Annotated in this window: 23 protein-coding genes; 6 read left to right on the forward strand and 17 right to left on the reverse strand. The window is 50.6% G+C overall.

Going from position 1 to position 25,901, the window contains the following annotated elements; genetic code table 11:
• Positions 1-52: 52 nt before the first annotated feature.
• From BLQ88_RS17615 to BLQ88_RS17640, 6 genes are all read right to left on the reverse strand, one after another.
• Positions 53-1,336, reverse strand: coding sequence for an O-acetylhomoserine aminocarboxypropyltransferase/cysteine synthase family protein (locus BLQ88_RS17615; protein ID WP_090152750.1), 1,284 nt, complete (start codon positions 1,334-1,336; stop codon positions 53-55).
• A gap of 118 nt (positions 1,337-1,454) precedes the next feature.
• A complete protein-coding gene (locus BLQ88_RS17620) occupies positions 1,455-1,985 on the reverse strand; it encodes an NADPH-dependent FMN reductase (RefSeq protein ID WP_090152753.1) in 531 nt (176 codons plus the stop codon).
• 47 nt (positions 1,986-2,032) lie between these two features.
• Positions 2,033-2,557: a DinB family protein gene (locus BLQ88_RS17625; protein ID WP_090152756.1), complete on the reverse strand. Its 525-nt coding sequence runs from the start codon at positions 2,555-2,557 to the stop codon at positions 2,033-2,035.
• Between the two features lie 68 nt (positions 2,558-2,625).
• Positions 2,626-3,573 carry a helix-turn-helix transcriptional regulator gene (locus tag BLQ88_RS17630; protein ID WP_090152759.1) on the reverse strand — a complete coding sequence of 316 codons (948 nt, stop codon included), beginning with the start codon at positions 3,571-3,573 and terminating at the stop codon, positions 2,626-2,628.
• 36 nt (positions 3,574-3,609) lie between these two features.
• Positions 3,610-4,623, reverse strand: a complete 1,014-nt coding sequence (locus BLQ88_RS17635) for an LLM class flavin-dependent oxidoreductase (RefSeq protein ID WP_090152761.1) — start codon at positions 4,621-4,623, stop codon at positions 3,610-3,612.
• 116 nt (positions 4,624-4,739) lie between these two features.
• Positions 4,740-5,111, reverse strand: a complete 372-nt coding sequence (locus tag BLQ88_RS17640) for a DUF2147 domain-containing protein (RefSeq protein WP_229212729.1) — start codon at positions 5,109-5,111, stop codon at positions 4,740-4,742.
• A gap of 260 nt (positions 5,112-5,371) precedes the next feature.
• Between BLQ88_RS17640 and BLQ88_RS17645 the strand changes: the two genes are divergently transcribed.
• From BLQ88_RS17645 to BLQ88_RS17660, 4 genes are all read left to right on the forward strand, one after another.
• Positions 5,372-5,668, forward strand: a complete 297-nt coding sequence (locus BLQ88_RS17645) for a hypothetical protein (protein WP_090152767.1) — start codon at positions 5,372-5,374, stop codon at positions 5,666-5,668.
• A gap of 22 nt (positions 5,669-5,690) precedes the next feature.
• The gene (locus tag BLQ88_RS17650; protein ID WP_090152769.1) at positions 5,691-6,920 is read left to right on the forward strand and encodes a GAF domain-containing sensor histidine kinase; all 1,230 of its coding nucleotides are present in this window, start codon (positions 5,691-5,693) and stop codon (positions 6,918-6,920) included.
• A 115-nt stretch (positions 6,921-7,035) separates the two neighbouring features.
• Positions 7,036-8,262: an RsmB/NOP family class I SAM-dependent RNA methyltransferase gene (locus BLQ88_RS17655; protein ID WP_090152774.1), complete on the forward strand. Its 1,227-nt coding sequence runs from the start codon at positions 7,036-7,038 to the stop codon at positions 8,260-8,262.
• Between the two features lie 70 nt (positions 8,263-8,332).
• Positions 8,333-8,563, forward strand: coding sequence for a hypothetical protein (locus BLQ88_RS17660; protein WP_090152776.1), 231 nt, complete (start codon positions 8,333-8,335; stop codon positions 8,561-8,563).
• A gap of 54 nt (positions 8,564-8,617) precedes the next feature.
• On the opposite strand, the gene BLQ88_RS17665 is transcribed toward BLQ88_RS17660, so the two are convergent.
• The 3 genes from BLQ88_RS17665 to BLQ88_RS17675 form a co-directional block, all read right to left on the reverse strand.
• Positions 8,618-9,067, reverse strand: a complete 450-nt coding sequence (locus BLQ88_RS17665; protein WP_090152779.1) for an SRPBCC family protein — start codon at positions 9,065-9,067, stop codon at positions 8,618-8,620.
• A 203-nt stretch (positions 9,068-9,270) separates the two neighbouring features.
• Positions 9,271-10,176 carry a helix-turn-helix transcriptional regulator gene (locus BLQ88_RS17670; protein WP_090152781.1) on the reverse strand — a complete coding sequence of 302 codons (906 nt, stop codon included), beginning with the start codon at positions 10,174-10,176 and terminating at the stop codon, positions 9,271-9,273.
• Positions 10,177-10,182: 6 nt separating this feature from the next.
• Positions 10,183-11,040: a ThuA domain-containing protein gene (locus BLQ88_RS17675; protein ID WP_090152784.1), complete on the reverse strand. Its 858-nt coding sequence runs from the start codon at positions 11,038-11,040 to the stop codon at positions 10,183-10,185.
• 137 nt (positions 11,041-11,177) lie between these two features.
• Between BLQ88_RS17675 and BLQ88_RS17680 the strand changes: the two genes are divergently transcribed.
• The gene (locus BLQ88_RS17680; protein WP_090152787.1) at positions 11,178-13,295 is read left to right on the forward strand and encodes a Tex family protein; all 2,118 of its coding nucleotides are present in this window, start codon (positions 11,178-11,180) and stop codon (positions 13,293-13,295) included.
• 53 nt (positions 13,296-13,348) lie between these two features.
• Here the strand turns inward: BLQ88_RS17680 and BLQ88_RS17685 are convergent, their stop codons facing one another.
• Entirely contained in the window at positions 13,349-13,795 is a 447-nt protein-coding gene (locus BLQ88_RS17685; RefSeq protein ID WP_090152790.1) for an SRPBCC domain-containing protein, read from the reverse strand.
• 95 nt (positions 13,796-13,890) lie between these two features.
• Between BLQ88_RS17685 and BLQ88_RS17690 the strand changes: the two genes are divergently transcribed.
• Positions 13,891-14,346 carry an SRPBCC family protein gene (locus BLQ88_RS17690; RefSeq protein WP_090152792.1) on the forward strand — a complete coding sequence of 152 codons (456 nt, stop codon included), beginning with the start codon at positions 13,891-13,893 and terminating at the stop codon, positions 14,344-14,346.
• On the opposite strand, the gene BLQ88_RS17695 is transcribed toward BLQ88_RS17690, so the two are convergent.
• The 7 genes from BLQ88_RS17695 to BLQ88_RS17730 form a co-directional block, all read right to left on the reverse strand.
• Positions 14,343-15,665 (reverse strand): putative porin, encoded by a 1,323-nt coding sequence (locus BLQ88_RS17695; protein WP_229212730.1) that lies wholly within the window; start codon positions 15,663-15,665, stop codon positions 14,343-14,345. The two genes, BLQ88_RS17690 and BLQ88_RS17695, sit on opposite strands and share 4 nt — an antisense overlap.
• 42 nt (positions 15,666-15,707) lie before the next feature.
• Positions 15,708-16,055: a hypothetical protein gene (locus BLQ88_RS17700; protein WP_090153165.1), complete on the reverse strand. Its 348-nt coding sequence runs from the start codon at positions 16,053-16,055 to the stop codon at positions 15,708-15,710.
• 531 nt (positions 16,056-16,586) lie between these two features.
• The gene (locus BLQ88_RS17705; protein ID WP_090152797.1) at positions 16,587-17,240 is read right to left on the reverse strand and encodes an NAD(P)-dependent oxidoreductase; all 654 of its coding nucleotides are present in this window, start codon (positions 17,238-17,240) and stop codon (positions 16,587-16,589) included.
• A gap of 67 nt (positions 17,241-17,307) precedes the next feature.
• Positions 17,308-17,718, reverse strand: a complete 411-nt coding sequence (locus tag BLQ88_RS17710; protein WP_090152800.1) for an Rrf2 family transcriptional regulator — start codon at positions 17,716-17,718, stop codon at positions 17,308-17,310.
• Between the two features lie 347 nt (positions 17,719-18,065).
• Positions 18,066-19,751: a SusD/RagB family nutrient-binding outer membrane lipoprotein gene (locus BLQ88_RS17720; protein ID WP_090152803.1), complete on the reverse strand. Its 1,686-nt coding sequence runs from the start codon at positions 19,749-19,751 to the stop codon at positions 18,066-18,068.
• Positions 19,752-19,793: 42 nt separating this feature from the next.
• Entirely contained in the window at positions 19,794-23,189 is a 3,396-nt protein-coding gene (locus BLQ88_RS17725; protein ID WP_090152805.1) for a SusC/RagA family TonB-linked outer membrane protein, read from the reverse strand.
• A 445-nt stretch (positions 23,190-23,634) separates the two neighbouring features.
• Positions 23,635-25,842, reverse strand: coding sequence for a T9SS type B sorting domain-containing protein (locus BLQ88_RS17730; RefSeq protein WP_090152807.1), 2,208 nt, complete (start codon positions 25,840-25,842; stop codon positions 23,635-23,637).
• Between the last annotated feature and the right edge of the window lie 59 nt (positions 25,843-25,901).

Genomic DNA, 25,901 nt, shown 5'->3' on the forward strand with positions numbered 1-25,901 from the left:
TTCAATCATTCAATCATTCCCCGTTCCACGGCGGATCATTCAATCATTCAATTCACGCCCCAATCGCCTGCTCCACATCCGCGATGATATCGTCGATATGCTCGATACCTGCGGAAATGCGTAGTTGCGTTGGCAGTACGCCGGCTGAAATCTGCTCTTCCTCAGAGAGTTGCGAATGCGTTGTGGATGCCGGGTGGATGATCAGCGTTTTGGCGTCGCCTACGTTGGCGAGGTTGCTGATCAGTTTCAGATTGTCGACAAATTGTTCGGCGGTCTTTTTGTCGCCCTTCAATGTGAATGACAAAACACCTCCGAAACCGCGTGTGAGGTACTTTTTCGCGAGCTCGTGGTATTTGTTGCCTTCCAGGCCGATGTAGTTCACGCTTTCCACCTTCGGATGTTTTTCAAGCCATTGCGCGAGTTTCAATGCATTCTCGGCAATGCGCTCTACTCTGAGTGAAAGCGTTTCAAGTCCTTGAAGGAAGAGGAACGAGTTGAATGGTGAAAGGGACGGGCCCCAGTCGCGCAGGCCTTCTACGCGTGCGCGGATGATGAACTGGATGTTGCCGAATGGCCCGCCGATACCGAAAACGTCGTTCAGAACGAGGCCGTGGTAGCTTGGCGAAGGTTCGGTAAACTGTGGGAATTTGCCGTTACCCCAATTGTACGTACCCGCATCGACGATCACCCCGCCGATGGAAGTACCGTGGCCGCCGATCCATTTCGTGGCCGACTGCACCACCACGTGTGCTCCGTGCTTAATAGGCTGAAAAATCGCCCCTGCGGCGCCGAATGTGTTATCGACGATCAGTGGGAGGTCATATTTGTTTGCAAGTGCCGCAAATGCCTCAAAATCGGGTACGGAATAGCTCGGGTTTCCGATGGTTTCCAGGTAAATGAACTTCGTTTTATCGTCGATCAGCTTTTCGAAGCTGCTCACATCGTCGCCATCGGCAAAGCGCGCTTCCACGCCGATGTTCTTGAATGAATTTTTGAACTGGTTGTAGGAACCGCCGTAAAGGAAGGAGGTCGTTACAAAATTGTCGCCGACGGTGGTGATATTATTGATCGCCAGAAACTGCGCCGAATGCCCCGATGCGGTCGCCAATGCAGCCACTCCGCCTTCCAATGCCGCTACCCGTTTCTCGAAAACGTCGTTGGTAGGGTTCATAATGCGAGAATATATGTTACCAAACTCCTTCAATGCGAACAAGTTAGCGGCATGCTCGGCGTTGTTGAACACGTAGGACGTGGTTTGGTACAAAGGTACGGCCCGCGAATTGGTGACAGGGTCGGGCTGTTGACCGGCATGAAGCTGCAAGGTTTCAAATTTCATTTGGTTAGAACGTTTAAGGTGGATAAAGCCCAAATGTATCAAACTAAATGATTTTTACTCTACAAAAATTATAGTCTTTTGCTTGCCGGATAATAAATTGGATTTTAGAAGGGTGGTGTCAGCTTTTGACCAGGTTCAGGAGATTCGCGCATTGCGCCCTGAGTTCGCCAAGCGTGTGTGCATCGGTTACGACGCCATCGGCAATCTTGCCTTTCACATTTGGAATAGAGAGGGCAGAGGCTTCATTTTTCCTGGTACCCAGCGCCGTGAGCGTTAGCAAAAGTGAGGCCAATGCATTGTTACCCCCGGAGTTGAGCGGGGAAGCGCTGATGACCGATACCGGCTTGTCGCTCAGGTCACCGGTACCGACAGTCCAGTCGAGTGCATTTTTGAGCGTACCGGGAACGCCGAATGCATACTCGGGCGTGCAGATCACCACGGCGTCGGCCTGCTGAATCGCGGTTTTGAAACGCGTAACAGCTTCCGTATCAAAAAGGCCCGGAGAGAAATGTGGTATCTCGTCCAGGCCTTCGAAAATTTCAAAAGTGAAGTCGGAAGGCAAAAGGCTTCCCAAGGTTTTTAGGATGACGGTGTTGGTGGAATCGGCGCGCAGGCTGCCCGAAATGCCCAGAATGTGAATGCGTTTCATAACCAGCAGTACAAAAGTTGGGCCGGGCAGGTTTCCGTACTGCCAATTTATTTAGCCATAACATTATAAAAATTGTAATCGGTCATGGGCGCGTCGGTGAAGCCGAGGTTGCGGCCCATCGTGATCACCTGCCCGCGGTGGTAGGTAGTATGGTTGACAACGTGCATGATGTATTCGAAGTTGGCGAAGTTGCATTGGAACCACTGGCTTTCCACGAGCGTCGGGCTCTGAATCTGTTCGGCGGAGAGGGTCTCGATGTACTCCGCAAGCTCCTGAGATTGCGCCATAAGCGTATCAAATGTCGATTCGAGATCTCCATCAAAATCCTGGCCGGTATAAACGCGCTCGGTATTGATGATTGAAAGCCAGTAGCGCTGTGTTTCAAGAATGTGGATGAGTGTCAGCCGGATCGTCGTAAAGCTCGATTTCAGCTCCGTTTCGAGGATTTCGGCCGGTTTTGTGCGCAACCAGTTCACCAAAGTACAGTTGGCCCAATGGTTATAATCTGCGAAATTTTTCATCGCATAAGCCAAACTTTTTTCGGCGGTCGGAATTTCAATTATGGCTGACATAGTCTCTTTGTTTAAGTGCATTGCAAAGAAAACAGATGCTTGTGACAGCCTATTGTCAGCAGGAAAAATCAGTGATTCAAATTTTCCAGAATTTGTTCGCTGAGCTGTCGCACGATCGTTTTGAGGGACTCGGGTTCCATAATGCAGGCCTCCGGGGCGATCATCAGGTACCAGCGCGCGAAGCCTTCGAGCGAGGCGCTGAGGAAAGTCATTTCAATGTAGTCGTCCGTCTCCACCTCGGAAGCGAAGCCGTAGTAACTCCGCTGTTCACGTATGTACCGCGCCACACGCTTGTTCACGCGCACACGCACGAGACGCATGTTATCGTTCTCCCAGCTGTCGTGCATGAAATCTTTGAGCGGGGCATGCTTGTGGACGAACGGACGGTCGGTAATGTCGCATTGCATGATCCGGTCGGAGCGGAAGTTGCGGTAATCGTTGCGAAGGTGGCAGAATGCGATCGTGTACCAATAATTGTTTTCGTGGTAAACACCTACCGGCTCTACCACCCTTTCCACCGGCTCGGAAGCGCTTAATGCAACGTAGAGGATTTTGGCGATTTTGCGCTCGGAAATGCTTTTGAGCAGCACATCGAGCGTGTTGCTATTGGACTGGTGAAACGCCCGCGGCCGGCTGCGTACCTCTATGTGGTTTTCCAGGTTCTCCACCATCGATTTCTCGGTACTTCTCAGCACGGCTTTGATCTTGTACATCGCCGCCTGATAATGCGATTGTGTCGAAAAATCAGTGAATTTCTCCATGAGCTTTTCCGCGGTGATGAATGTACGCGCTTCTTCCTTCGTAAACATAACGGGAGGCAGGCGGTAGCCGTCCATAATGGAATAGCCTACGCCTGCCTCGCCGATAATGGGAACGCCCGCTTCTGCGAGCGAATTAATGTCGCGGTATACCGTCCTCAGACTGATCTCGAAGCGCTCGGCCAGGTCCTGGGCTTTGACAATTTTGCGGGATTGAAGCTGGATCAGGATGGCGGTAATGCGGTCGAAACGGTTCATGGGTGTCGGCTAAGGAATGTCCGGCACAAATTAAGTTTAAAGAACCGGTTCTCTCAAATTAAATGCCTCCGAAATCAGTTGAAAGGATTTGATACGGTTTTCAAAAGTATCCGCCATAGTCGAAACCATGATCTCGTCCGCATCGAAATCGGTGGCCAGTTTGGTAAGCTGCTCTTTCACGGATTCCGGCGTGCCGGACACAATGCGGCCGCTGTTGTAACGGATGCGCTCCAATTCGCCGAAATTGAACTCATATTTGCGCACGGTTTCGGGGTCGGGGAAAGGACCGAATTTACCACGTTCAAACTCGACCAGCACATAATCCATCATTTTCCGCATGGCAGCGGCCTGTTCTTCCGTTTCACCGCATAATGTGAATGCAGAGATGATGACCCTCGGCTTTTCAAGCTGATCCGACGGCCGGAAATTTCGTTTGTACTCATCCACTACATCCGGCTTCACAAAGCCGTTGATGAATTTCGCGACAGCAAGGCCCATCCCGAAACGCGCCGCGATGTTGCTGCTGCCTCCGCTCGAACTTAGTATCCATTGCTCCGGTATCGTGGCCGACTGCGGCGTGGCGTAAATAAACCCGCGCTCCGTGCCTGCGGTATCCCTAAAAAAGTGCTGCAAATGTTCGAGCTGACGCAGGTAGCTGCTTTCACTGAAATCGTTGGACGGGTTCAGGAGCGACGAGGTGATGCGGTCGGTGCCGGGCGCACGGCCCATACCGAGGTCGATGCGGCCCGGATAGAGCGTTTCGAGCATGCGGAAGTTCTCCGCGACTTTCAATGCGCTGTGGTTGGGCAGCATTATCCCGCCCGAACCGATGCGGATCTGGCTCGTTATGTCTGCCAGTTTGACCATCAGCATCTCCGGCGTGGAGCCTGCGATAAAGGTAGAATTATGGTGTTCTGAAACCCAAAACCGGCTGTAACCGAGTTCTTCCGCCAGCTTTGCCGTGGCAATGGTTTCGTGAATAGCTTCTTGAACGCTGGATCCGTGCCTTACCACGGATTGGTCGAGAATACCCAGTTTAAAATGCTTCATTATAATCGATGCGTGATTTTGAAGCATAACACGGCAAAGGCCGTTTGTATTCAACTTTGAGACCAGGAATGTCCTTTCTGCGGGGATAGTAACGTTCGCGGCAGGGTGGGGGAGGCTCAGGGCACGCGGTCCCAGTAGGTGCTTCTACCCAGCAGCGGGATGCCCACGTAGCTGCGTACTTCGAGTTTCTCCTTGCGAAGCTTAATGAGGCAGTTGTAGGTTTTGCCACTCTTGGGGTCGTACATTTTACCATCGTCCCAAAGGTCTTCGCTAAAGACGAAGTTGTTTAGCAGGTTCAAGTGGAGCAGGTTCCGCCCGCGAAGTTTCTCGTCGGAGTTGCGGGTGTCTTTCCGGGAGGTTTTTCCATCGGCTTCGAAGAGGTCCTCGGACCAAAGCAGGCGCCCGAAATATTCTTCACCGTTTTTATAAATCTCGATCCGTGTATCTTTTTCTTCATTGATCCACTCGCCAACGACCTTATCTGCCACGATAATCTGTGATCCGGCGGGGTTGAAACTCGCGAAAAAAAATATAGTAAAAAGTATTTTATACATTACTGATGACGTGCGTCGGGTTAGTTTATCGTGGCGGCAATGCCTTGAAAATATACAAAGTTAAAAATACCAAAATTTAACGATGTTAGGTTTTGGAAAAATCAAATCTTTCAAATCGAGCCGATTTTGAATTATTTGATCGTTGGTAAAAATATTAACATTGATAGATTTACGTGTTAACACTGTAAACTATCTTGATCTACTTCCGATTGCCTGATAAAATCCAATTTATGTTGATAGTTGGTGTGACAATATACGACAGTTCGTCAAAATACAAAACAGAATTATTCCAAGAAGCCCCCTCATGGGTCGGCTGTGCGTCCTTTGACCAGCCGTTTCAATTGCTGCGCTTAATGTCAGACAATGCAAAAGTTATTCCGCCTTGTGCGTTGTCTCCGGTGGTTATTTTACGGCCGGTTGCTTTCGATATTGCCACGGCCCTGGTATTGCTTTTTATAGAAGTAGTTCTCTTCTTGTATTATTATTTGTAGAACCGGATAACCGCTTTTGTATATGAGTATTTCCAATGCACCCGTTCCTGCAAATGAATTGGAACGTCTGGTGGGGCTTTCAGAATTGGATATCGACTATTCCGATCATCAGATCACGTTTCAGGACCTGGCAAAGTTGGCGGCGAAGGTGACAGGCACTCGAATTTCCCTGGTGAACCTGATCGATTCGCTCACGCAATGGACTATTTCGAATTATGGGCTGGATATCGAGCAAATGCTTCGGGAAGATTCGGTTTGCCAGTACACGATCATGGAATCCGATCACTTCGAAGTGGGCGATTTGACCGAGGATGATCGGTTTAAGGATAAATTTTATGTGACCGGCGAACCTAATGTGAAATACTATTACGGTATCCCGCTCAAAACCAGCGATGGCTTGCAGATCGGCGCATTGTGCGTGCTCGACCATGAGCGCAAGACGCTGGAACCTGAGAAAATCGAGCTGCTGAAAATCATTGCCGACGAAATCGTGGCGCGTTTGAAAACGCATAAGGTAATGGAAAGCCTCAAATCGAGGTTGCTGGAAGCGCGGCAGACCCAGAAAAAAGTTGCACACGACATACGCGGGCCATTGGGCGGGATCGTAGGTCTGGCACAAATTATCCGCGACCAGGGCGATCAGAACCGTATGGACGAAGTGCTCGAATTCATTAACCTGATCCACAAAAGCGGCAATTCGATCCTCGATCTGGCCGAAGAGATCCTGGATTCGCATAGGGAGAAAGGCACAGCGACCAGCACACCAGTGGCTTCCAATGGTCACGGCTTCACACTGATGATTTTCAAGGACAAGCTCGAAAAGCTCTATGGTCCACAGGCCAAGCACAAGAGCATCCGTTTTAGCGTGCAAACAAGCCCATTGACCGAGAATATCCATTTTTCAAAGAGCAAATTGCTCCAAATCACGGGCAACCTCATTTCAAATTCCATGAAATTCACCCCGGCCGGCGGTGAAGTAAGCGTTGATCTGCAATTATTGATCGATCAGGCGAAGCCCGTGCTGCATATTTCGGTGCGGGATACCGGTGTGGGCATTACGGAAGAGAATATCCAGGCCATATTGTCGGGCAATGCGTCTTCGACGGGCGGTACCGGTGGCGAGCAGGGCTTCGGGTTCGGGCTTGCGCTTGTGAAGCACCTGGTCGACAGCCTCGGGGGAAAAATTGCCATTACTTCTGAGCCGGGTGTGGGCACGAATTTCGAGATCGATCTGCCGCAAAATATCTATTAATGTATTGATTATCAGTTTTATACTAGGTATGTAGCATTTGCGCCCTGCAAATGCTTTTGCTTTGTAGCCGATCCGTCGCCAATTTTGTCGTCTTGTTTCACCTGATTTTTAAATTTTGAAACTATACCGAGGACTTGTAGCGGCTACTGTCGAGGCATTGCAGGATGTTTTTGTGAAAAACCGGCAGGCCGACCGCGTCGTGGAGCAATTGCTGAAATCCAATAAGAAATGGGGCGCGCGCGACCGGGCATTCATCGCCGAGAATGTGTACGAAATCGTGCGCTGGTGGCGGCTGGTAAAATACGTCGCACAAGTCGAAAAAGCGGTGGAAAGCGACGATTTCTGGCGCATTGCCGGAGCTTGGCAGTTGATTAAACCGCAACATCTCGAAGGACGTGAGGCACCGGAATCTTTGCCTGAATGGCCCGAATTTGAAGCTATGAACCCGGAAACTATTGCGGAACGCTACCAGGAAGGCCTGCAAATCCGGAAAATCGCCCAATCTATCCCCGACTGGATAGACGTCACAGGAGAAGCCGAGCTCGGCGAGCAATGGCCGGCAGAACTTGCGGCCCTTAACAAAACCGCGCCGGTAGTGTTACGCGTCAATTCCCTGAAAACCAACGTCGATACAGTGCGCGAGCAGCTCGGTACCGACATTACCGAACCTGTACCGGGCGTACCCCAAGCGCTGGCACTCAAAAAGCGTATCAATGTAGCGGCGCTGGAAAGCTTCAAAAGTGGCTTTTTCGAAGTGCAGGACGCCGGATCGCAGCTCATTGCGCCCTACCTGGACGTACGCGAGGGCGTGTCCGTGATCGACGCCTGCGCCGGCGCGGGCGGGAAAAGCCTGCACCTTGCCGCATTGCTCGGAAACAGCGGTTCAATCCTTTCGATGGACATCGAGCACTTCAAATTGCAGGAACTGGAACGCCGCGCCGCGCGAAATGGCGTCACGAACCTCACCACAATGCATATCAGCTCAGAAAAAATCATCGAAAGCCTGGCAGGAACGACAGACCGGCTCCTTCTCGACGTACCTTGTTCGGGATTAGGTGTGCTGCGTAGAAACCCGGACAGTAAATGGAAACTCAAACCTGAATTTCTCGACAAAATCCGCAAGGTACAGGCGCAGATTCTCGAAAACTATTCGAAAATGGTCAAGAAAGGCGGTAAAATGGTGTACGCCACGTGCAGCATTCTGCCGTCTGAATCGGAGGAGCAGGTACGGGCATTCACGAAGCGCCATAAAGTGGATTGGCAGTTTGTTTCCGAACACCGCACCTCGCCCGCACGTGACGGTTTCGACGGTTTCTACATGGCATTACTCGAACGTAAATAGTCTTTTCGGTTAGGCTGAACACCGAAAGGCATGGTTTTTTCCTGATTACACCAAATCAACAGACAAAACCATGGACTTTCAAAACCAATATGCATTCCCGGTTGCAGAAATGCCGGACGACCAGCCGCCTGCACCGAGCTATCCCGAAAAACCGCGCGAAACCGGCCCATTGAACCCAACGCCCGATGTGCCGGGCACCGATGCACCGGAAGTCAATACCGGTTCTAGGATGGACGAAGATGAGCCGGCAGCGCCGACGGAGGAAGATGAAGTAGGGGATATTGAATCTCAAAACCCCTGAACAATAAAGGGTTACCGAGCACCGGTAACCCTTTATTGTTGACCAGATCCTACATTACTGCGCTTCGACCAGCTTTTTGATCTCGACCAAAATCGGGTTCCAGCCTTCGCCGTTGTTGTAAGAATCCTGGTACCGGCGCTCACCTTCGGCCACTGTGCTGTAATCGCCTTGGGTGACCTTCAAAAGTGTCTTTTCGCCTTGCGGAATGAGGTCATAGGTGACTTGGAGGTAGTTTTCGGAAACATCGTCGATGTTCGAATGCGGATCGATGGTCGTGTACCGCAGGAATTTTCCGGGTTCGATGGCCAGAATTTCTCCTTTTACCCAGACAATCTCTTTCCCTTCATGCTCGCCTTTCCAGAGCAGTTTGCTACCTACATTCCAGTCCGAAACTGTCTCACAGCCAAACATATACTGTTTCGTTTGTTCAGGGTTCACAAGGGCATCCCACACACGGGACGCCGGCGCATCGATGGTGATTTCGTTTTTGATGATGAGTGACATATTAATGATTGAATGATTGAATGATTGAATGATTGAATGATTGAATGATTGAATGATTGAATGATTGAATGATTGAATGTTGAATGTTTGAATGAGTCGCCGTGGAACGGGAATGGCTGAATAAGTGAATTAGAACGTATATTCGGTCATTCAATCATTCAGTCATTCAAAATTACCGCCCCCAGGCGTCCCCCGATTGCGTTTTACGGATTATTTCTAACCGAAAAGGGAGTGACGCCGAATTTCTTTTTGAATGCATTGTTGAAATGCTGGGGCGTGGCGTAGCCTAGTTGCGTCGATATTTCTGCGGCTGTCTGTTGTGTGTCCAGCAGATATTGCTTCGCGAGTTGCAGGCGCTGATCGGTGAGGTAGCCGAAAATGGTGTTGTTAAATGTTTCTTTAAAGCCTTTTTTGAGCTTATACTCATTTAAACCGACGTGCTGGGCGATTTCCGAGAGGTTGGGTGGGCAATGCACGCGGTCGTTGATGAGGTCGCGCACGGCGATGATCTTCTCCTTGTCGGATTTGGTTTTGATAAACGTCTCCGTCTTGCGTTCCGAGGCCTCGCAAGCGTCTGCGCATAGCACGAGGAGTTCGATGCTTTTGGACAGGAGAAACAGCTTTTTAAGGCTTTCGGAATACTTACAATGGATAATCTGCTGGATCACTTGCTGGATCGGTGAGTCGATCGTACCCCAGCTGTCGGTCAGGATCGCGCTTTTACCGAGAATGATGGCTTCGGAAAAGCGTTTCAGCGTATCACTCGCATTTTGAGTGAATTGAATGAAAACCTCTTTGGGAAACTGAATGCCGAATGTCTCGATTTCGAGCGTCTTGGCCTGGACGGTCATTTCGAACTCCCTCGAATACATGATGTTGTGATGTCCGCCGACGAGGTCGAATGTTTTTCCGAGCTGATCATAGGTAAACAAATAGTCGCCTTTCAGCCCGAAATGCATACGCACAACGTCAACATTGGCGCTTTTGGAATGGAAACCCGACAATTCCGTGAACCGGGAAACGGCATGGCCGAGCAGGATGCCATCGCATTGCCAGGTAATGCCGGTCATTTGGCCCTTGTCGAAACTGCGGGTTTGCCTTGCTTCCATAGTCGGTTATTTCTTACGGTTTGCGAGCCAAAGGATCGAGTTCACGAGGAACTGGTTTTGCGCGTCGTTGTCAAAGGTAAACGATAATTCCTTGTTCGTTTTGTTCTCGTAATCGATATCGTTGTGGCCCATGTTCATGTACAGCATTTTGTATTTTTTATTCGTCCAGGCAACTGGATAATAGCCGCTATGCCATATTTCATGCTGTTTTGGTCCGGTACCTAGCGGAAAACTCGCGGGGTCGATCGATAGCAGGATTTGAATGTCAGTATTTTGGGTTAAATCCTTTTCCCATCGGTACCATTCGTTGGGCGATGCCTTAAAAGTGCTGCCCAATCCTTTGGTAGCGGGACTTTTGGCATCTTCGACTTTCAAAATAGCCGAGGTAGGTCGCCACGTGTTGCTCTTGTACTGCCCCGAGCCGAGAAATTGATCGTGGTACCAGTCCCAGTTTTGCGGGTAAGCAGAGGGTGTCAATGCAAAAGCCGAGAAATGAAAGCCGATCCAGCCGCCGCCGTTTTCCATATACTTCTGAAATGCAGCACGTTGTTCCGGCTTTTCCGGGCGTGTATCGAGGAAGAGAACGACCTGGTATTTCGAGAGAAATTCGGCATTGAGATTATCCCAATTGCTGGTCGAATCGTAGGTAAAACCGTTTTTCGCGCCCAGTTCCGGCAATCGTTTATGGGCTTCTCGTACAAAACTAATGTGTGCCCTGTCGTTTTTGCCGGTAAAAAAGGCTACTACTTTGAATTTGGGCTTTTGCTGGGCGAATGCAGGGCTCACAGCGAGCAGAATGCCCAGCATGGCAATGCCCAGCATGGCGGTAAGGACAGCCATCGGCTTTCCGGATACGTACTTCATTGAATAAGGGGTTAGGTATGAGGATTAATATATGCCAAATATAAACGGTAAAATGCGTACGTCGCTCGGCCGCTAATTTTAGTTTTGAAAACCGCGAATATCCGCTTTATTTGCCGGTTCCAATTTCATTAGTAATCATGAACTACACCCTTATTGCACAACAGGCCGCCGTCAGCGACAAGCAGGCGAGGAACACCATCGCATTGTTCGAGGAAGGCGCTACGGTGCCGTTTATCGCGCGGTACCGGAAGGAAGCGACGGGCGGGCTGGATGAGGTCCAGATCGGCGCCGTCAAAGAGGCATGGCAGAAACAGCAGGATGTCGAGAAGCGCCGGGAAGCCATTTTGAAAAGCATTGAAGAACAAGGCAAGCTCACGCCCGAGTTGAAAAAGAAGATCGAGGGCGTGTTCTCGATGACCGAACTGGAAGACCTTTATCTTCCGTATAAACAAAAGAGAAAAACCCGCGCGACGATCGCCATAGAAAAAGGCCTCGAACCGCTCGCAAAGCTGATTTTCGAAGGCAAAGAGCGCGATCCGCAAGGCAAGGCGGCGACGTTCCTGAACGACCAGGTGGCCAATGCCGGCGATGCATTGCAAGGTGCGAGGGACATTATCGCCGAATGGATCAACGAAAACCAGGAGGCGCGTACAAAAGTCAGGTACACTTTCCAGCGCGGGGCCATCATTACTTCGAAAGTCAAGAAGAAAAAGGAAGAAGAAGGTGCCAAATACCGCGATTATTTCGAGTTCTCGGAGCCTTTGGCCAAAATACCTTCGCACAGGCTGCTCGCATTACGCCGGGGCGAAGAAGAGGGCATTCTGAGCGTGGATATCTCGCCAGACGAAGATGCGGCGCTCGAAGCGTTGGACAAGCTATTTATGTTTGGTACGGAGGCTTGTAAAGACCAGCTCGAACTGGCGATCGGAGACAGCTACAAGCGGTTGTTGAAGCCGTCCATTGAAACGGAGTTCTCCAATCTTTCCAAAGAAAAAGCGGATGTAGCGGCCATTCAGGTATTTACCGAAAACCTTCGTCAGTTGCTGTTGGCTTCTCCATTGGGCCAAAAAACGGTGCTGGCGATCGATCCTGGTTATCGTACGGGTTGCAAGGTGGTGGTGCTGGACAGCCAGGGCAACCTCATCGCCGATCACGTGATTTATCCGTTCGATAAACCTTCCGAGGCGGGCGCACGGGTGAGCGAGCTCATACGGAAGTTCAAGGTGGAAGCGATTGCGGTTGGTAATGGTACCGCGGGGCGGGAGACGGAAGATTTCGTGAAGAAGCTGCTCGATGGTTCGGGACAATCGGCGGACATTGGCTTGTTCATGGTGAGTGAGCAGGGCGCGTCCATTTACTCGGCCTCGGAAGTTGCGCGCGAGGAATTCCCGGACAAGGATGTGACAGTCCGCGGTTCGATATCGATCGGGCGCAGGCTAATGGACCCTCTGGCGGAGCTGGTGAAGATCGATCCCAAGTCGATCGGCGTAGGGCAGTACCAGCATGATGTGGACCAGAATTCATTGCGAAATGCTTTGGACGTAGTCGTAGAAAGCTGCGTGAACTCCGTAGGCGTAAATCTCAACACGTCGAGCAAGCATTTGCTGCGCTATGTTTCAGGTCTTGGACCCGCTTTGGCGCAAAATATCGTGGATTTTCGGGCTAAAAACGGGAATTTCAAATCGCGGCAGCAATTATTGAAAGTTCCGCGCCTGGGAGCGAAGGCTTTCGAGCAGGCGGCTGGTTTTCTGCGCATTGAAGGTGGTGCTAATCCTTTGGATAACAGTGCTGTACACCCTGAAAGATATGATTTGGTAGCGCAAATGGCGAAGGATGCAGGCGCTACGGTGAAGGATTTGATGCAGAAGCCGGATGTCCGCCGCCAGATCAAAATAGAAAGGTATGTTTCAACCGCCGTGGGCTTGCCGACTTTGAAAGACATTCTCGCGGAACTTGAAAAACCTTCGCGTGACCCGCGTGCGGAAATGAAGAAGTTCGAGTTCGACGCCACGGTAAGGAAGCCGGAAGATTTGAAGGTCGGAATGATCCTGCCGGGAATCGTTACGAACATCACCGCATTCGGTGCGTTCGTCGACGTCGGTGTGAAGCAGGACGGGCTTGTCCACGTGTCGCAGATGGCCGACAAGTTTATAAAAGATCCGAACGAAGTAGTGAAGTTACAGCAGCACGTCACCGTGAAAGTGACCGAAGTTGACCTCAGTCGGAAGCGGATCGCATTGTCAATGAAACTTTGAAAAATACAAAACCCGTTGGTTCTACGCCAACGGGTTTTTTTGTAAATGCATTGTCAAAGTACGTGCAGCCGCTCTTCCTCCACAACCCTTTTCAGATCGTGCAGCACGTTCAACCAGTTGCCTTCGGCTTTCACCACGGCTTCGTCATCTTCAAGATTATCCTGCGTAACCACCAGCGTGGTATGCTCGTGGTAATCCGACAAGTGGAAGGTCACATGCGTATAATTATCCTCAAAATCTTCCGTGCCCGACAGCGGACTCCAGAAGGAATAGCTTAGTTCGCGCTCGGGCGTGATCCGGAGGACTTCGCCCTTATCGACGTAGTGCTGGCCCTGCCATTCGCCTTCGAAAGTAATCGGGCTTCCGATTTCAAAGTCCGAGCGCATTTCAGTGCCGTGAAAATACTTTTTGACGAGTTCGGGTTCTACCAATGCCTTCCAAACGGCAGAAGGGCTTGCATGGATAGAAATGGTTGTGGTTGCAAGCTGTTTTCTGTTCATATTACTCGGAGTTAGTACTGTGATAAATGCTGAGAAAACTATGCCAGGAGATCGCCGGTTACACATTTAACGTATATTCGGCCAAATGAGTTGACATGCGAGAGCTATATTTCAAACAATGGATGCCCATCAGCCTCGACGAGGCCTGGGCTTTCTTTTCCGACCCGGCCAATTTAAAGGAAATCACGCCCGCGCACATGGGATTCGTGGTAACGTCATCCCAACATAGGGACAAGATGTACGCCGGGCAGATTATCCGGTACATTGTTCGGCCGTTATTCGGGATACCCTTGAAATGGTGTACCGAAATTACACATGTGGTTGATAAGCAGTATTTTGTAGACGAGCAGCGCTTCGGGCCGTATGCTTTCTGGCACCATCAGCACCATTTCACCGAGCAAAACGGCGGCGTGCTGATAGAAGATATCCTGCATTATAAGGTGCCATTAGGCATTCTGGGAAGTTTGGTGGACCGGATGATCGTGAACCGGGAGGTGAATACGATTTTTGCTTACCGAAAGAAAGTCCTGGCCGAGCGCTTCGGGACTTAGAAGTTGTATTGAACGCGGGCAGTGAACACGTCGTCGGAAACATCGCTTTCGTAATTCTCCAGCGCCGATTTCTCGTTGCGCACGAATTCATAGTAGAATGTGAATTTCAGCGATTCGTTGGCCATATATACATAGCCCATTCCCAGCGTGTTATAACGCAGATCGGCCTTGCCGAAGCCGTTACTGGCCGATATTTGCTTTCCTGAAACCTTCGTATTTGGGTCATACCAGTCATACTTCATCACAAACTGGTGATCGAGGCTGCCGAGATGTTGCAGGAAGTAGAAATAGGCCCCGTCGAAATTGCGGCTGTACAGCGGGTCTTTCACACCATTGGTCACCGGGTAAGTGCCGGGCGTCTCGCTTGTGCCGAAAGTCGCTGTCTGCTGGCCTTTGATATATTCCGCGCGGAATTCGGTTTCTCCTTTGCTGTTTGGAAATGATAGCTGAAAATCTGCGCCGGCATAGTTACGGGGCCGGGTTTTGTGCAGGTTGGTCGACGAAGAGTCGCGCACGGCCTGGTACTCGCTGCCGCGACGTTCGGTTTTATAAAGTATCTCGGACTGGCTCACGATCCCACCCGCGTAGCCCGACACTGCCGCCGATAATGTGGCATTGCCCATTGCACGGATCTTCGTGGGTTTAAGGCTGAACCGGCCGATCACATCCTTATGGCTGTCGTAATCCATCGGCCCCGACATTCCCTGTCCGTTGAAGACACCCACATCGAATTTCAGTTTCTGGTGCCATTCCTGCGTTTTGCGGCTGGTAACGGTCAGCATTACACCGATGTCCCGCTCGGTTTTCATCAGGATCTGCGACATTCTGCCGCGCTCGGGCGTTTCCCGGTTGGCGGACGAAAGGTTTACCTCGTGCCCGAAAGGCCGCGCGAACATCCCGGTGGTCAATGCAAAAATCTTGAACTTGTTTTCATAGAACCGGCCCCAGAAATCCCGGATGGCCACGCCGCGCTCGGTACCGTCAAACTGGAATACGAAATAGGACGTCGGATCGTCGTTCTCGTTCAAATGCGCATAGTCTACACGCAGGCGCCCGCGGCGGAGCATGAAGCGGTTATTGGAAAGGCCCGAGAAATTTCCGCCTGCATAGGTTTCCGCACCTTCTTTGGAAATGACCTGGAACTGTGGTTGAATATATCCACTGATTCTCACGCGGTTATAGCGCTCATAGATAGAGAGCATACCTTTTCCCATCTGGTTGGTTGTATCCACCAGGTCCATAAGGAAGCGCTGGGCAAAAAGGTCTGAATGGCTTAAAAGTATAAAAAGTAATAATAGGCCGGCAACACGGAACTTCATCAGGTTTATAATTGGTGGCTGTAAATCGGGGTACAAAGAACCTTATTTTCCCTTAATTATTTCAGCCAGCAGCGATAGTTTTTCTTGCCAATACCTTTTCATGGCGTCACGATCGGCGGCTCTGGGGAGTTTGTATCCCGACGAGAGCTCTCCCGTCTGTCGTTGCCCCATCGCCTCGCGGTAACCCAACGCAATTTTCTGCCGATACCATGGGCTGGTGACGTGGTCAGCCAGCAATGCAATGAGATCCTTCTGCGACCTGATGTCGGATCTCACATTGTCCAGCCATTCGACCCATTCCGCCCAATCGCGTCCGGTCTTTTCCTTTAATGTTTTTGACGACAGTTTGGCAAGCTGGTCAGTCATTGATAATGCATCATTTGTAGCCATGATTTCGACAGGTTTAATCATTGCAAAATAAGCCAAAAATCAATGCCTGCGCGACCGGTGACCGATTGCCGGGCTGTAAGGAGCGAGAAATGAGTAGGAGCGGAACTGACCGTGACAACCGGATGCGATGAATTATTCTACGGCTTCAAATGTCTGGTAATCAGTACTATGTATGTTTAAAATATTTAATACTTAAAATACTTTTAAAATGTCAATACATATTTTAAGTATTAAATGGAGTATAAGTACATCCTATGAAAGAATGGAAAGGTATAAATGTGAAATACTTTTTAAATGTATATTAAGTATATTAAAGTCGCATACATTTCCACGTGTTGTGCCTTTCCATACATAGTATATGTTAAAAAAGTATAGTTAATATAAATAGTATTTTAATTTTTATATTAATGAAGTATATATTAAAGTATAGTATGGAGAATACTTTAAGTATGTTATTATCCATTAACATATATAATACATTACATATGTATAATGCATATGTAATGTATTATATATGTCAAAAGTATATACCTAATAGGCTGCCGTGAACCGCTTCCTGATGAAGTTCCCTTGCTCGATTTCATCGACGATTGCGACAGCGGTGTCCTGCACAGATAGTCGGCTATGGTGATGCTCATCGAATACCGGCGTGTCAAGCGCAGTGCGATATGTGCCGGTGCGCTCACCCGGGTGTGCGGGAGACATCTCGATGGCGGGACTTAGAAAAGTCCAATCTAGCTCAGTCTCCGTTTTGAGAAAATTGAGGTAATCGCGGGCCGCTGTGGCGCCGGCTTTGTATGCTTCGGGGAAGTTTGGAGTGTCGACCAATTGCAGGCCCGGCTTGATTTCCAGGCTACCCGCACCGCCCACGGTCAGGAAGCGTTTTACACCCGCTTGCTTTACACCAGCCTGGACGGCCTTGGCGCCTGCTATGAAGTCGTTGTAAATGTTCGGGTTTGTCCAGCCCGCATTGAAGGTGCTAATTACCGCATCTGCTCCTGCGACGGCAGCGGCAACCTCATCGATATTGGTTACGTCTGCCGCTTTTGCGCTGACGAGGTCGCTGCTAGTATCGATTTTATCGGTATTTCGGGCGATGGCTACAACCTGGTGGCCGCGCGAAACGAGTTCTGTCAGGACGTGTGTGCCAACAAATCCAGTGGCGCCAATCAATGCAATTTTCATAAGTATTTGTTTTTAAGATGGATATTCTATTCTGAAATAAATATTGTTACAGTTTTATTCAAAAAGATCAGTCGAATTTCTTGCAAAACTCCGCCAGTGATACTTTGCCAAGACTTGTCAGCAACGTTTTTTCCGCTTCATCGTAAAGGTTATCGAGGTGGTCGTTGATCTTGCGGCCGACCGGACAGTCAGGGTTAGGAGAGTTAATGCCTTTTCCAAGCAAATCCTTCTGTTTTACAGCCTCATACACTTCCGACATGAAGATTTTATCCGCAGGTTTCGCCAATCGGCTCCCCCCGGATTTTCCTTCCTTACTCAACACCAGTCCCCGTTCCCGCAGGTTGCCAAGCTCCTTCCGGACGAGTACCGGATTGATATTGATGCTACCCGCCAAGTACTCAGAAGACGTCCATTCGTCCTCGGAAAAGGTCAAAAGCGTTAAAATGTGCATGGAAATAGCAAAACGGCCGCTGTTCATACTGTAACTTTTATTATTACAGTACAAAGGTGGGGAATGTTTGGGAGAAATGCAAGCGGGGGGCTTTTTTTGGAGGAAAGGGAGGAAAGGGAGGAAAGGGAGGAAAGGGGGGAAGGGGAGAAGGGGAGAAAAGGAGGAATGAGAAAAATTGGCATCGGACGCATGAGACCCCAGTGGGGCGTAGTCTCAGACTACGTCCGAGCGAGAGCTGGTCTCTGACCAGCAAGCAACATCAAAGCGATGTTGCACAAGCCGGTCGTAGACCGGCACTCGCTCGGACGTAGTTAGAAACTACGCCCAACGGGGGGAGGAAAGGCCATTCTCCCTTTCCTCCATCTCCCTAGCATCTAATTTCCCTGCCCAAATGCCGGGTTATTCTTGTCAAACCACAGGCGCTGGCTGTTCAGCGTGGTGGCGGTGCGGTCGTTGGGGGTGAATCCTTGCTCTGTCTGCGCTTTGAGCCAGTTGGCGTTGTTGGTGCCCAGCGGCGGCTCGTCTACCCAGTAGCGGCGCGGAATGGCTTCGTTAAAGGCGTCCCTTGGGTAGTAAGCGGAGTTGTTTTTAGGATAACCGGTCCTGCGCACGAACGTGAACGCTTCCGTAGGCAGACGCATAAAATTCAGGTATTCCTGGGTGTAAATGCGTTCGAGGTTGTTGGTTCCATTCAGTTTGACCTGCGGTTGGGCAAGATAGGCCGCGATTTCCGCATCTGCATTCGCCGAAAGGCCGGTCGTCGATAATGCGGCCTGGGCGATGGAATTCATGGTCCGCATCGACGACGCGATACCCTTTTTGTACCAGTCCTCGGCGGTGCCGGTGATTTTCGTGCCGGTTCCATAACCTTTCTGGATCATTTCGGCGATGTAAAAGCAACCTTCCGCGCTCGTGATCATGTAATCATGGAATGTGCCTTTGCCGCCATTGCGGGTAGGCGCGAAGAAGACTTTGTTGATCGTCGACATCACGACATACTTGTTGGCGCCCGCATTCAACGGGTTTTTGTAGTACTGGGCAACGGTCGGGTTAGTCGTCCAGTCTGCCGGTCCGCCCTGGAAGCGGATCTGCGGATCGGCCGGGTCGATGAACGCCGGTAATGCTTGTTTGTACTTTTTAAGCGAATCCAATGCGTTGGCAGTCAAATCGTTCGGGCTGAAATAGATCACCATCCGGGGATCTTTGGTCTGTTTCAGGAAAGTCATGATCGACTTGGTGGCGAAACGCGTGCTCCGGTAATCGACATCGCCGCCAACCGGGCCCCAGTCGGGATCGAGGTAGGCAAACTGGTCGGCATCCTCCACGATCGGCCCGATCGCATTGTCGGCCACTTCCTTGTAAATCTGCTGCGTTTTAGCCTTGTCCTGGCCTTCGTAGCGCAGCGCTATGCGCAATTTGAGGGTATTGGCCGCCTTTACCCATTTCGCCCAGTCACTGTGGTAAATGATGTCCGCATTGCCGAACCCTTCCTGGTCTTCCGAACCAGCGCTCAGTGCCGTGATCGACTCGTTCAATTCCGCCAGCCAGGTATCGTAAAGCGCCTTCTGGGTGTCATATTCAGGCGTAAAATTCTGCTCGTCGCGCGCTTTGATGGCTTGCGTGTAAGGTATCGAGCCGTTCATGTCCGTCACGCGCAGCCCGTGCAGGACGCCTACGACGTACGTGGCGGCACGCATGTTGCGGAAGCGTTCCTTTTCCGGTTTCGCGTCGATTTGCTTGCGGATTTCCACCAGATTGGGCAGAATATTCGAGTAGTAGGCCGAATAACGCGAATTGATGTTCGTCGAAAGCTCGTAAGGATCGGTCGTCAGGTGCTGCGAAAAGCGCAGGAGCTGTTCGAGGTTTTCCCAGATCCATTCGGTGCCCTGGTAAGTTTCGAGGCTGTTGAGCGAATGCGTGAAAAGAAACTTGGGGTCCGGCGTGAGCACAATGGCCGGGTCGGTATTGATATCGCCGAAATCCTTTTCGCAGGAAGTAGCCCACAGCAAGCCGGTGGCGAGCACGGTACCGGCGGCGCATTTGGTGAATATATTTTTCATTGGAAATGTCTGTTAAAATTGGCTGAACTGGAACCGGTTACATCAGAATGCGGCGCGCAGGGTAACGCCCAGGGCGCGTGTCATCGGCGGTATGAAACCGACCTCTTTCTGCACGGCGGTGCTGTTGGAGAAGTTCGATGCCGGGTTGAAGTTCAGGGGCAATGTGTTGTACAAGTAAATTAAATCGCGGCCTACCAGGTTGATAGACAATGCATTCAGTTTTATTTTCTCGCAAAGCGACTGCGGAAACTGGTAGCTGAGAGAAACCTGCCGGAGGGAAATCCAGGAGTTTTCCGAAACCCAGTAATCGCCCACGGCGGTCGAGAAGGAGCCGTAGCGGTAGTTGTACTGCGGCAAATGCGTGGGTTCGACGAGCCCTTTTTCGTAAGCCTCCTTGAAAGTCATGCCGCCTACGTCCACGTTCGAGCCGTTGGGCTGGGTAACGGTTTGTCCCGCTGCGAAAACGCCTTCGGGCAGAATGCCATCGTCGTAAGTTTTACCATCGAATTTGCTCTGGAACACGATCCCGCCATGGTCGGCATCGCGGCCTTGCAGCGTGTTTTTGAAGACACCGGTGTGCGTTCCATAACGCAGGGAGGTAATGATCATATCCCCGCCGATTTTGGCATCGAACAACACATTGAGCGATAGCCGTTTGTAGCTGAAAGTGTTATCCCAACCACCGCGGAATTTGGCATTGATATCACCCACATCCTTCCACTCGTTGCTGCGTGCGGGGAAAGCCGCCCGCGCATCGCCGCGCCAGGAGAGGATCGGCATTCCGTTGCGGGGATCGCTCGCATCGGTACCCTGGAAGCGTGCAGCGGCTATTTTGGTGCGGATCACCCCGTAAGTACCGCCCACTTTGGCGTAAGGGATCAAATCGTTGCCGCCGCCCGCTTCGTCCGCCAACGCGTAATATTCGCGGTCGCCGTACAACTCGATGATTTTGTTGCGGTTGCGGGAAAACGTAACGGTGCTGTTCCAGGTAAATGAACCCACCTTAATGGGTGTCGCGTCAAGGGCGATTTCGATACCGGTGTTCTGAATGTTACCCGCATTGATCAAAATGCTATTCACGCCGGTTTCAATGGCGGCCGAAATAGGAATGGGCTGGTTGCGCGAATTGTCGCGGTACACCGACAAATCAAGGCCCAACCGGTTGTTCAATACTTTCACCTCCAAACCGATTTCCTTTGCGATTTTCCGTAGCGGCTTGATATTGGTCTGCAGAGTCGATTGTGCGCTGAATGTCGATAAAGCCTGGTCACCGAATCCGCCCGCATTGGTATAACCGCCGAATTTGAATCCGGGGTTTAGCAGGAACGGCTCAATATCTCCACCCAATGCTGCCAAATTTCCCCTTAACTTTCCATAAGTGAGCCAGTTAGGCAATGAGGAGTGGAAGGATTGGGTAAAAATCCACGACAAGCTAGCCGATGGATAATTGTAAAAGTTATTTCCCGAGCCGTCGGAGTAAGTCAATGCCGACGACCAGTCACCACGCCAGGTAGTTTGCAGGAAAAGCTGTTCGCGCCACGCAAAATCCGCACTGGCATACAGCGACTTATAGGATCGACGCGTCTTGATACCACCTTCCGATTTTTGGGATTGTACCGAGTTGGCCAGGAAGAAATTGCCCGGGTACGAAAGCCCGCCTACCGTCTCCGCATTGTTAAACGACAAGCTGTATTCCTGCGATTCGCCTCCAACATATCCGTTGAAATCCAGGTCTTTGGTGATAGGCTTGTTAAAAATCGCGAGCCATTTCATGAAATTCGTCTGCTTCGTCGAATGCTCGAGTGCGTAGCGGCCGCCGGTGAAGTTAACGCCCTGGCCGAGCTCCTTGATCTCGCTTTTTGTGTAAAGGTTGTTAAAATTGCCCTCGATCTGCAATTTGAGCCAGTCGGTGACAGTAGCGGTGAGCGCCAGCCGCCCGCGCACCATTTGCTCGCGCTGGCTGTAATTATTTTCGAACATATTGAACCAGTAATCGGCGCCGGGCACGAAATTCGGCTCATTCACATCGCTCACATTGCGCAGGCCGCCTTTGTAACCGAGGTAATTAGCACGCTGCATCCAGTAGTTGGTATTGTAGTTGCGCGGGAAAATCCAGGTGTAATTGTTCAGCGTAAGCGACGGTGGGTTGGTGCCCTCGGTGGTGGTGTAGTCGGCGGTCACGTCCGCCACCAGAAACTTGTTCAGGTTTTGCGTCGCACGCAGGTTGAACCCATTCTTGTCGAGGTTGTTTTTGAAGTTGATACCCCGGCTATCGACGCGGTTGTAAGAGAAGCGGAATGTCGAACGCTCGTTTCCGCCATCGATCGCCACGTTCGTCAGGCTGCCCTTACCGGTCTGGAATGCATCGAGGTAATTGTTCGGATAGGCCTGGTAAGTGGTCATTTTACCGTCGTAATCAACTACCTGCTGGTTGTTGAAGCGCGGGCCCCAGTTTTCGAGCTCGCGGTTCACCTGCCGGTCGATATACGGCTGGCCCTGCGCATTGGTCGGAAATACCTTGGTGGTCCAGCTTTCGTCGGGTTTGTAATTCGGGTCGCGGGTATCGGTGAAGAATGCGCCCACGGTGCCGCCGCCGAATTCATTCTGGAAATCCGGCCCGCGGTAGGGTTTCTGCATGTTGAAAGTCTGCGAAACGCTCACGCCGATGCCTTTGCGCTGTGCACCCTTTTTGGTGGTGATCAGAATCACCCCGTTGATCGCCCGGGTGCCGTATAATGCCGCGGCCGCGGAACCTTTGAGCACCGAAACGCTTTCAAAATCCTCCATATTGAGGTTTTTAAGCGAGTTACCAAAGTCGCGCGGGCCGCTGCTGCCGTCGTACACATCGTTGTCAAGGATCACGCCGTCGACGACGAAAATAGGCTGGTTATTGACGCCGAGCGTGGAGTTACCGCGGATCAGGATTTTGGTATTACCCATCAAACCGCCCGCGCCCTGGTCGATCTGCACGCCCGGAATGCGGCCCTGCAATGCGCTAATAGGGCTCAACTCGTTCGTAGCGGCCATTTTGGCACCGGAAATCTCCGATACCGTGTAGCCGAGTTGTTTTTTCTCACGTTTAACACCCAATGCGGTAACGACCACCTCATTGAGCTGCTGATTGTCTTCTTTCAAGACAACATTGATCACGCTTTGATTATTGACCTGCACTTCCTGCTTTTCAAAGCCGACAAACAAGAACACCAGCGTGCCGCCGGAAGGGGCGTTAATGGCATACTCGCCGGCAGCATTGGATGTAGTGCCATTATTGGTGCCTTTCACAAGGACGGATATCCCGACTAATGCCGAGTTGTCGGAAGCAGAAGTGACCGCTCCCGTAACCCTGACATTCTGGGCTTGGAGGGAGAGGCAGCTTCCCAGGAACAGGCACAGCAAGTGTAACAAGTACGCGCTGTGCAGAAGGTACATTTTCTTCATACTAAATGAGATTTAGAGGTACGAGCAGTAAAATGGGACTTTGTAGAAAAAGATGAATTAGTTGATAGAATTACTGGGCTTAAAGTAGTGTATAAATTAATAAGAATTTTTATTAATATAAGGATAATTTTTTATCTTTTTAAAAGACGATTGGGTTTTGGAAACGTTGCATATATGCTGTTTATGCGCTAAAAATAGAGGTACTGGACGGCGCCAGTGGGTTCGGAATGTGAGATAAGTTTTAAAAGTTTAATAAATATGATATTTATTAAATGTATTAAAAGTAATTAACTAAAATATGCTATTATACTTTTAAAATGTATTAAAAGTATAATTCTAATAATACTAATAAATAGTGCTAATAAAATTTTAAGTATATTACTTTTAAAACAAATAACCCGTAACATTCATATTAAATGCTACGGGTTATTTGTTTGATTATTAACTATTTAAGAACTGTCAATCCGCCTTTGTAGGTACGTTTGGTGTACTGGACAACGAAGTAGTAGTAGCCGCCGGAGATCTTGTCGGGGCACCAGTTGTTGGGTCTGAATTTGGAATAGTACACCTGCTTGCCCCAGCGGTTGAAGACCGTGATGTCTTTGAAGTAGTCGTCGCAATTGTCGGCGGGCAGTTCTTGGAATACGAGGCAGTCGTTCTTACCGTCGCCATTCGGCGTAATTACATTCGGGAATTCGGGGAATGGGGTGGAGCCGTTGTCTTTGATGGTTACCTTAACCGTGGTGGTATCGGTGGCGGCGGCGCAGCTTTTGTCCTGGGTTACGAAGTCGACCAGGAAAGTCTGTTCGGCCTGACCGTTGAGCACGGCGCATTCAGGGTTCCAGGCGTAAGGAGACGTGACCGATTTTACACCTGTTTTGGCCTCGAAAATCATCCCGGCATCCTTCATGTCGAATCCGCGGCCGGCGGCCGTCAGAACGATCATATTCGTATCGGGGTCGGAAGCGAGCACGTCGAATGTAATGCCCGGCGAAGTGCCGATCTGGTAAGTGATCTCCTGAATCGGCAGGGAGGTCTTCACGGCGGGGGGGCGGTTCGGCGATTCGTCTACGATAAAATAGACCGGCTTCGAAACCGGCATCGGGTTACCCTCGCAGCGCATGTCTTCCACTTTGAAATCTACGGCCAGCGTGTCGCCCTTTTTAGCATTGCACGGCGGTACCCAGGTAAATTTCTGCTGCACGGTAGCCTGTCCACTGGCAGGTTTGAAATCCATGCCCATATCATTCATATTAAAATCCTGACCGCGGCCGGAGAGGGCGAGATTATCCTTGTCGGGATCTTTGCCGTACACATCGAACGTCACGGGCACACCCGCGGTCACGTGGACGTAGTCGCCCGGGAGCGAGGTCGATACGGTAGGGGCGTTGTTACCGTTGCTTTCGCGGCGGATATAGATGTTCAGCGTGTCGGTAAGCGGGAATGGACAACTGCCGTCCTGCGCTATGAGCTGGATCTTGATCGGGCGGTTGTCGTACGTTACAAAGCAGTCTTCCAGGCAGACCTGGAATTTGAGCGTATCATTCGGAACGCGGGTGGTGAATTGCGCCGGAAGCAATGTAAAATAGTCTTTTGAATTATTCACCGCTTTGCCATCGATCGCCACGATCTGGTTCACAGTCGGGTCGGTTACCATTACTTCGAAACAGTCCGGATCGTCTTTTTTAATGGTAATAATCTCATTTTCAGTATACCAGGTATTCTTTCCCTTGGGTTTGAACAACAGCTTCGGCGGGTCCATCTTAGGGCAATCGACCACTTTAAGCTGAAAGTCCCGCGTGAGCATTCCTATTTTTACCCCATTACGATACTCTTCCACCTGCACTGCGAACACATACAAGCCAATCGAACCGGCCGTTACCGACAGCATTCCGGTCGATTTGTTCACCTTCAACGGGTCGGGGCCGGGTATCATATTACTCACCGAAATGCCATCCACCCACGTCAGGCGTGGGTAGTTGGAGGAACCGCGGGCCGGGGCGCTGGGGTTAGATTTATCGGCATAGCCTTGCATAGGGGTAACGAGCGAGTACACGAGGCTGTCGCCATCGGCATCGGTACCCCCGAAATCAAAGAGAAAGGGCGAGTTTACGCAGGCATAGTCGCCCTTGATTTCCGGGAAAACCGGTGAGGAGTTCTTGAAATTGGCATTGTTCTTGAAAAGCGGGGGAAATTCGAGGTAGAAAAGACTGCCCGCATCGCCGGGTGCCTGGATGTTGGTGATCGTACCGTTGCGGCAGCATCTGTCCCATACCATATAATAGCCCTGGGAATCGTCAAAATCGGTCGGAGTGAGGTGGACGGCGGAGCTGTAAGTGATCTGCCAGGTCTGCAATGTGGAGATTCCGCAGAGCGGGTTTGCGTAGTTGACCGATTTTCGTTCTATTTTTGGGGCTTCAAGATAGCCAATGGCCACGTTGTCGCGCTTTCTGAATACATAAATCGTGACAAACGGATCTTCTGCGCCAGGATTACCGTTGAGGGCATCGAAGTACATCGTGAGACCCATGTTGTAATTGTAATAATTATCCTGGTTTTGCGTGATGAACAGCTGCCCGCCGACGATGTGCGTCGCTTTGGCTTCGCAAATGGCAAACAGCATCAGAATTAATAAGATGAACCGTTTTTTCATGGAATAATGCGGCAGTAAAATTGATCCGATAGGATATTGGGATTAGAAATTAAAACAGG

It is taken from the genome of Dyadobacter soli (assembly GCF_900101885.1).
Taxonomy (GTDB): Bacteria; Bacteroidota; Bacteroidia; order Cytophagales; family Spirosomataceae; genus Dyadobacter; species Dyadobacter soli.

Excerpts from the sequence above, each read along its gene's own strand:
- BLQ88_RS17615 (WP_090152750.1), bottom strand. The coding sequence starts at position 1,336 with ATGAAATTTGAAACCTTGCAGCTTCATGCCGGTCAACAGCCCGACCCT.
- BLQ88_RS17620 (WP_090152753.1), bottom strand. The coding sequence starts at position 1,985 with ATGAAACGCATTCACATTCTGGGCATTTCGGGCAGCCTGCGCGCCGAT.
- BLQ88_RS17625 (WP_090152756.1), bottom strand. The coding sequence starts at position 2,557 with ATGTCAGCCATAATTGAAATTCCGACCGCCGAAAAAAGTTTGGCTTAT.
- BLQ88_RS17630 (WP_090152759.1), bottom strand. The coding sequence starts at position 3,573 with ATGAACCGTTTCGACCGCATTACCGCCATCCTGATCCAGCTTCAATCC.
- BLQ88_RS17635 (WP_090152761.1), bottom strand. The coding sequence starts at position 4,623 with ATGAAGCATTTTAAACTGGGTATTCTCGACCAATCCGTGGTAAGGCAC.
- BLQ88_RS17650 (WP_090152769.1), top strand. The coding sequence starts at position 5,691 with ATGAGTATTTCCAATGCACCCGTTCCTGCAAATGAATTGGAACGTCTG.
- BLQ88_RS17660 (WP_090152776.1), top strand. The coding sequence starts at position 8,333 with ATGGACTTTCAAAACCAATATGCATTCCCGGTTGCAGAAATGCCGGAC.
- BLQ88_RS17665 (WP_090152779.1), bottom strand. The coding sequence starts at position 9,067 with ATGTCACTCATCATCAAAAACGAAATCACCATCGATGCGCCGGCGTCC.
- BLQ88_RS17670 (WP_090152781.1), bottom strand. The coding sequence starts at position 10,176 with ATGGAAGCAAGGCAAACCCGCAGTTTCGACAAGGGCCAAATGACCGGC.
- BLQ88_RS17675 (WP_090152784.1), bottom strand. The coding sequence starts at position 11,040 with ATGAAGTACGTATCCGGAAAGCCGATGGCTGTCCTTACCGCCATGCTG.
- BLQ88_RS17680 (WP_090152787.1), top strand. The coding sequence starts at position 11,178 with ATGAACTACACCCTTATTGCACAACAGGCCGCCGTCAGCGACAAGCAG.
- BLQ88_RS17685 (WP_090152790.1), bottom strand. The coding sequence starts at position 13,795 with ATGAACAGAAAACAGCTTGCAACCACAACCATTTCTATCCATGCAAGC.
- BLQ88_RS17690 (WP_090152792.1), top strand. The coding sequence starts at position 13,891 with ATGCGAGAGCTATATTTCAAACAATGGATGCCCATCAGCCTCGACGAG.
- BLQ88_RS17695 (WP_229212730.1), bottom strand. The coding sequence starts at position 15,665 with ATGAAGTTCCGTGTTGCCGGCCTATTATTACTTTTTATACTTTTAAGC.
- BLQ88_RS17700 (WP_090153165.1), bottom strand. The coding sequence starts at position 16,055 with ATGGCTACAAATGATGCATTATCAATGACTGACCAGCTTGCCAAACTG.
- BLQ88_RS17705 (WP_090152797.1), bottom strand. The coding sequence starts at position 17,240 with ATGAAAATTGCATTGATTGGCGCCACTGGATTTGTTGGCACACACGTC.
- BLQ88_RS17710 (WP_090152800.1), bottom strand. The coding sequence starts at position 17,718 with ATGAACAGCGGCCGTTTTGCTATTTCCATGCACATTTTAACGCTTTTG.
- BLQ88_RS17720 (WP_090152803.1), bottom strand. The coding sequence starts at position 19,751 with ATGAAAAATATATTCACCAAATGCGCCGCCGGTACCGTGCTCGCCACC.
- BLQ88_RS17725 (WP_090152805.1), bottom strand. The coding sequence starts at position 23,189 with ATGAAGAAAATGTACCTTCTGCACAGCGCGTACTTGTTACACTTGCTG.
- BLQ88_RS17730 (WP_090152807.1), bottom strand. The coding sequence starts at position 25,842 with ATGAAAAAACGGTTCATCTTATTAATTCTGATGCTGTTTGCCATTTGC.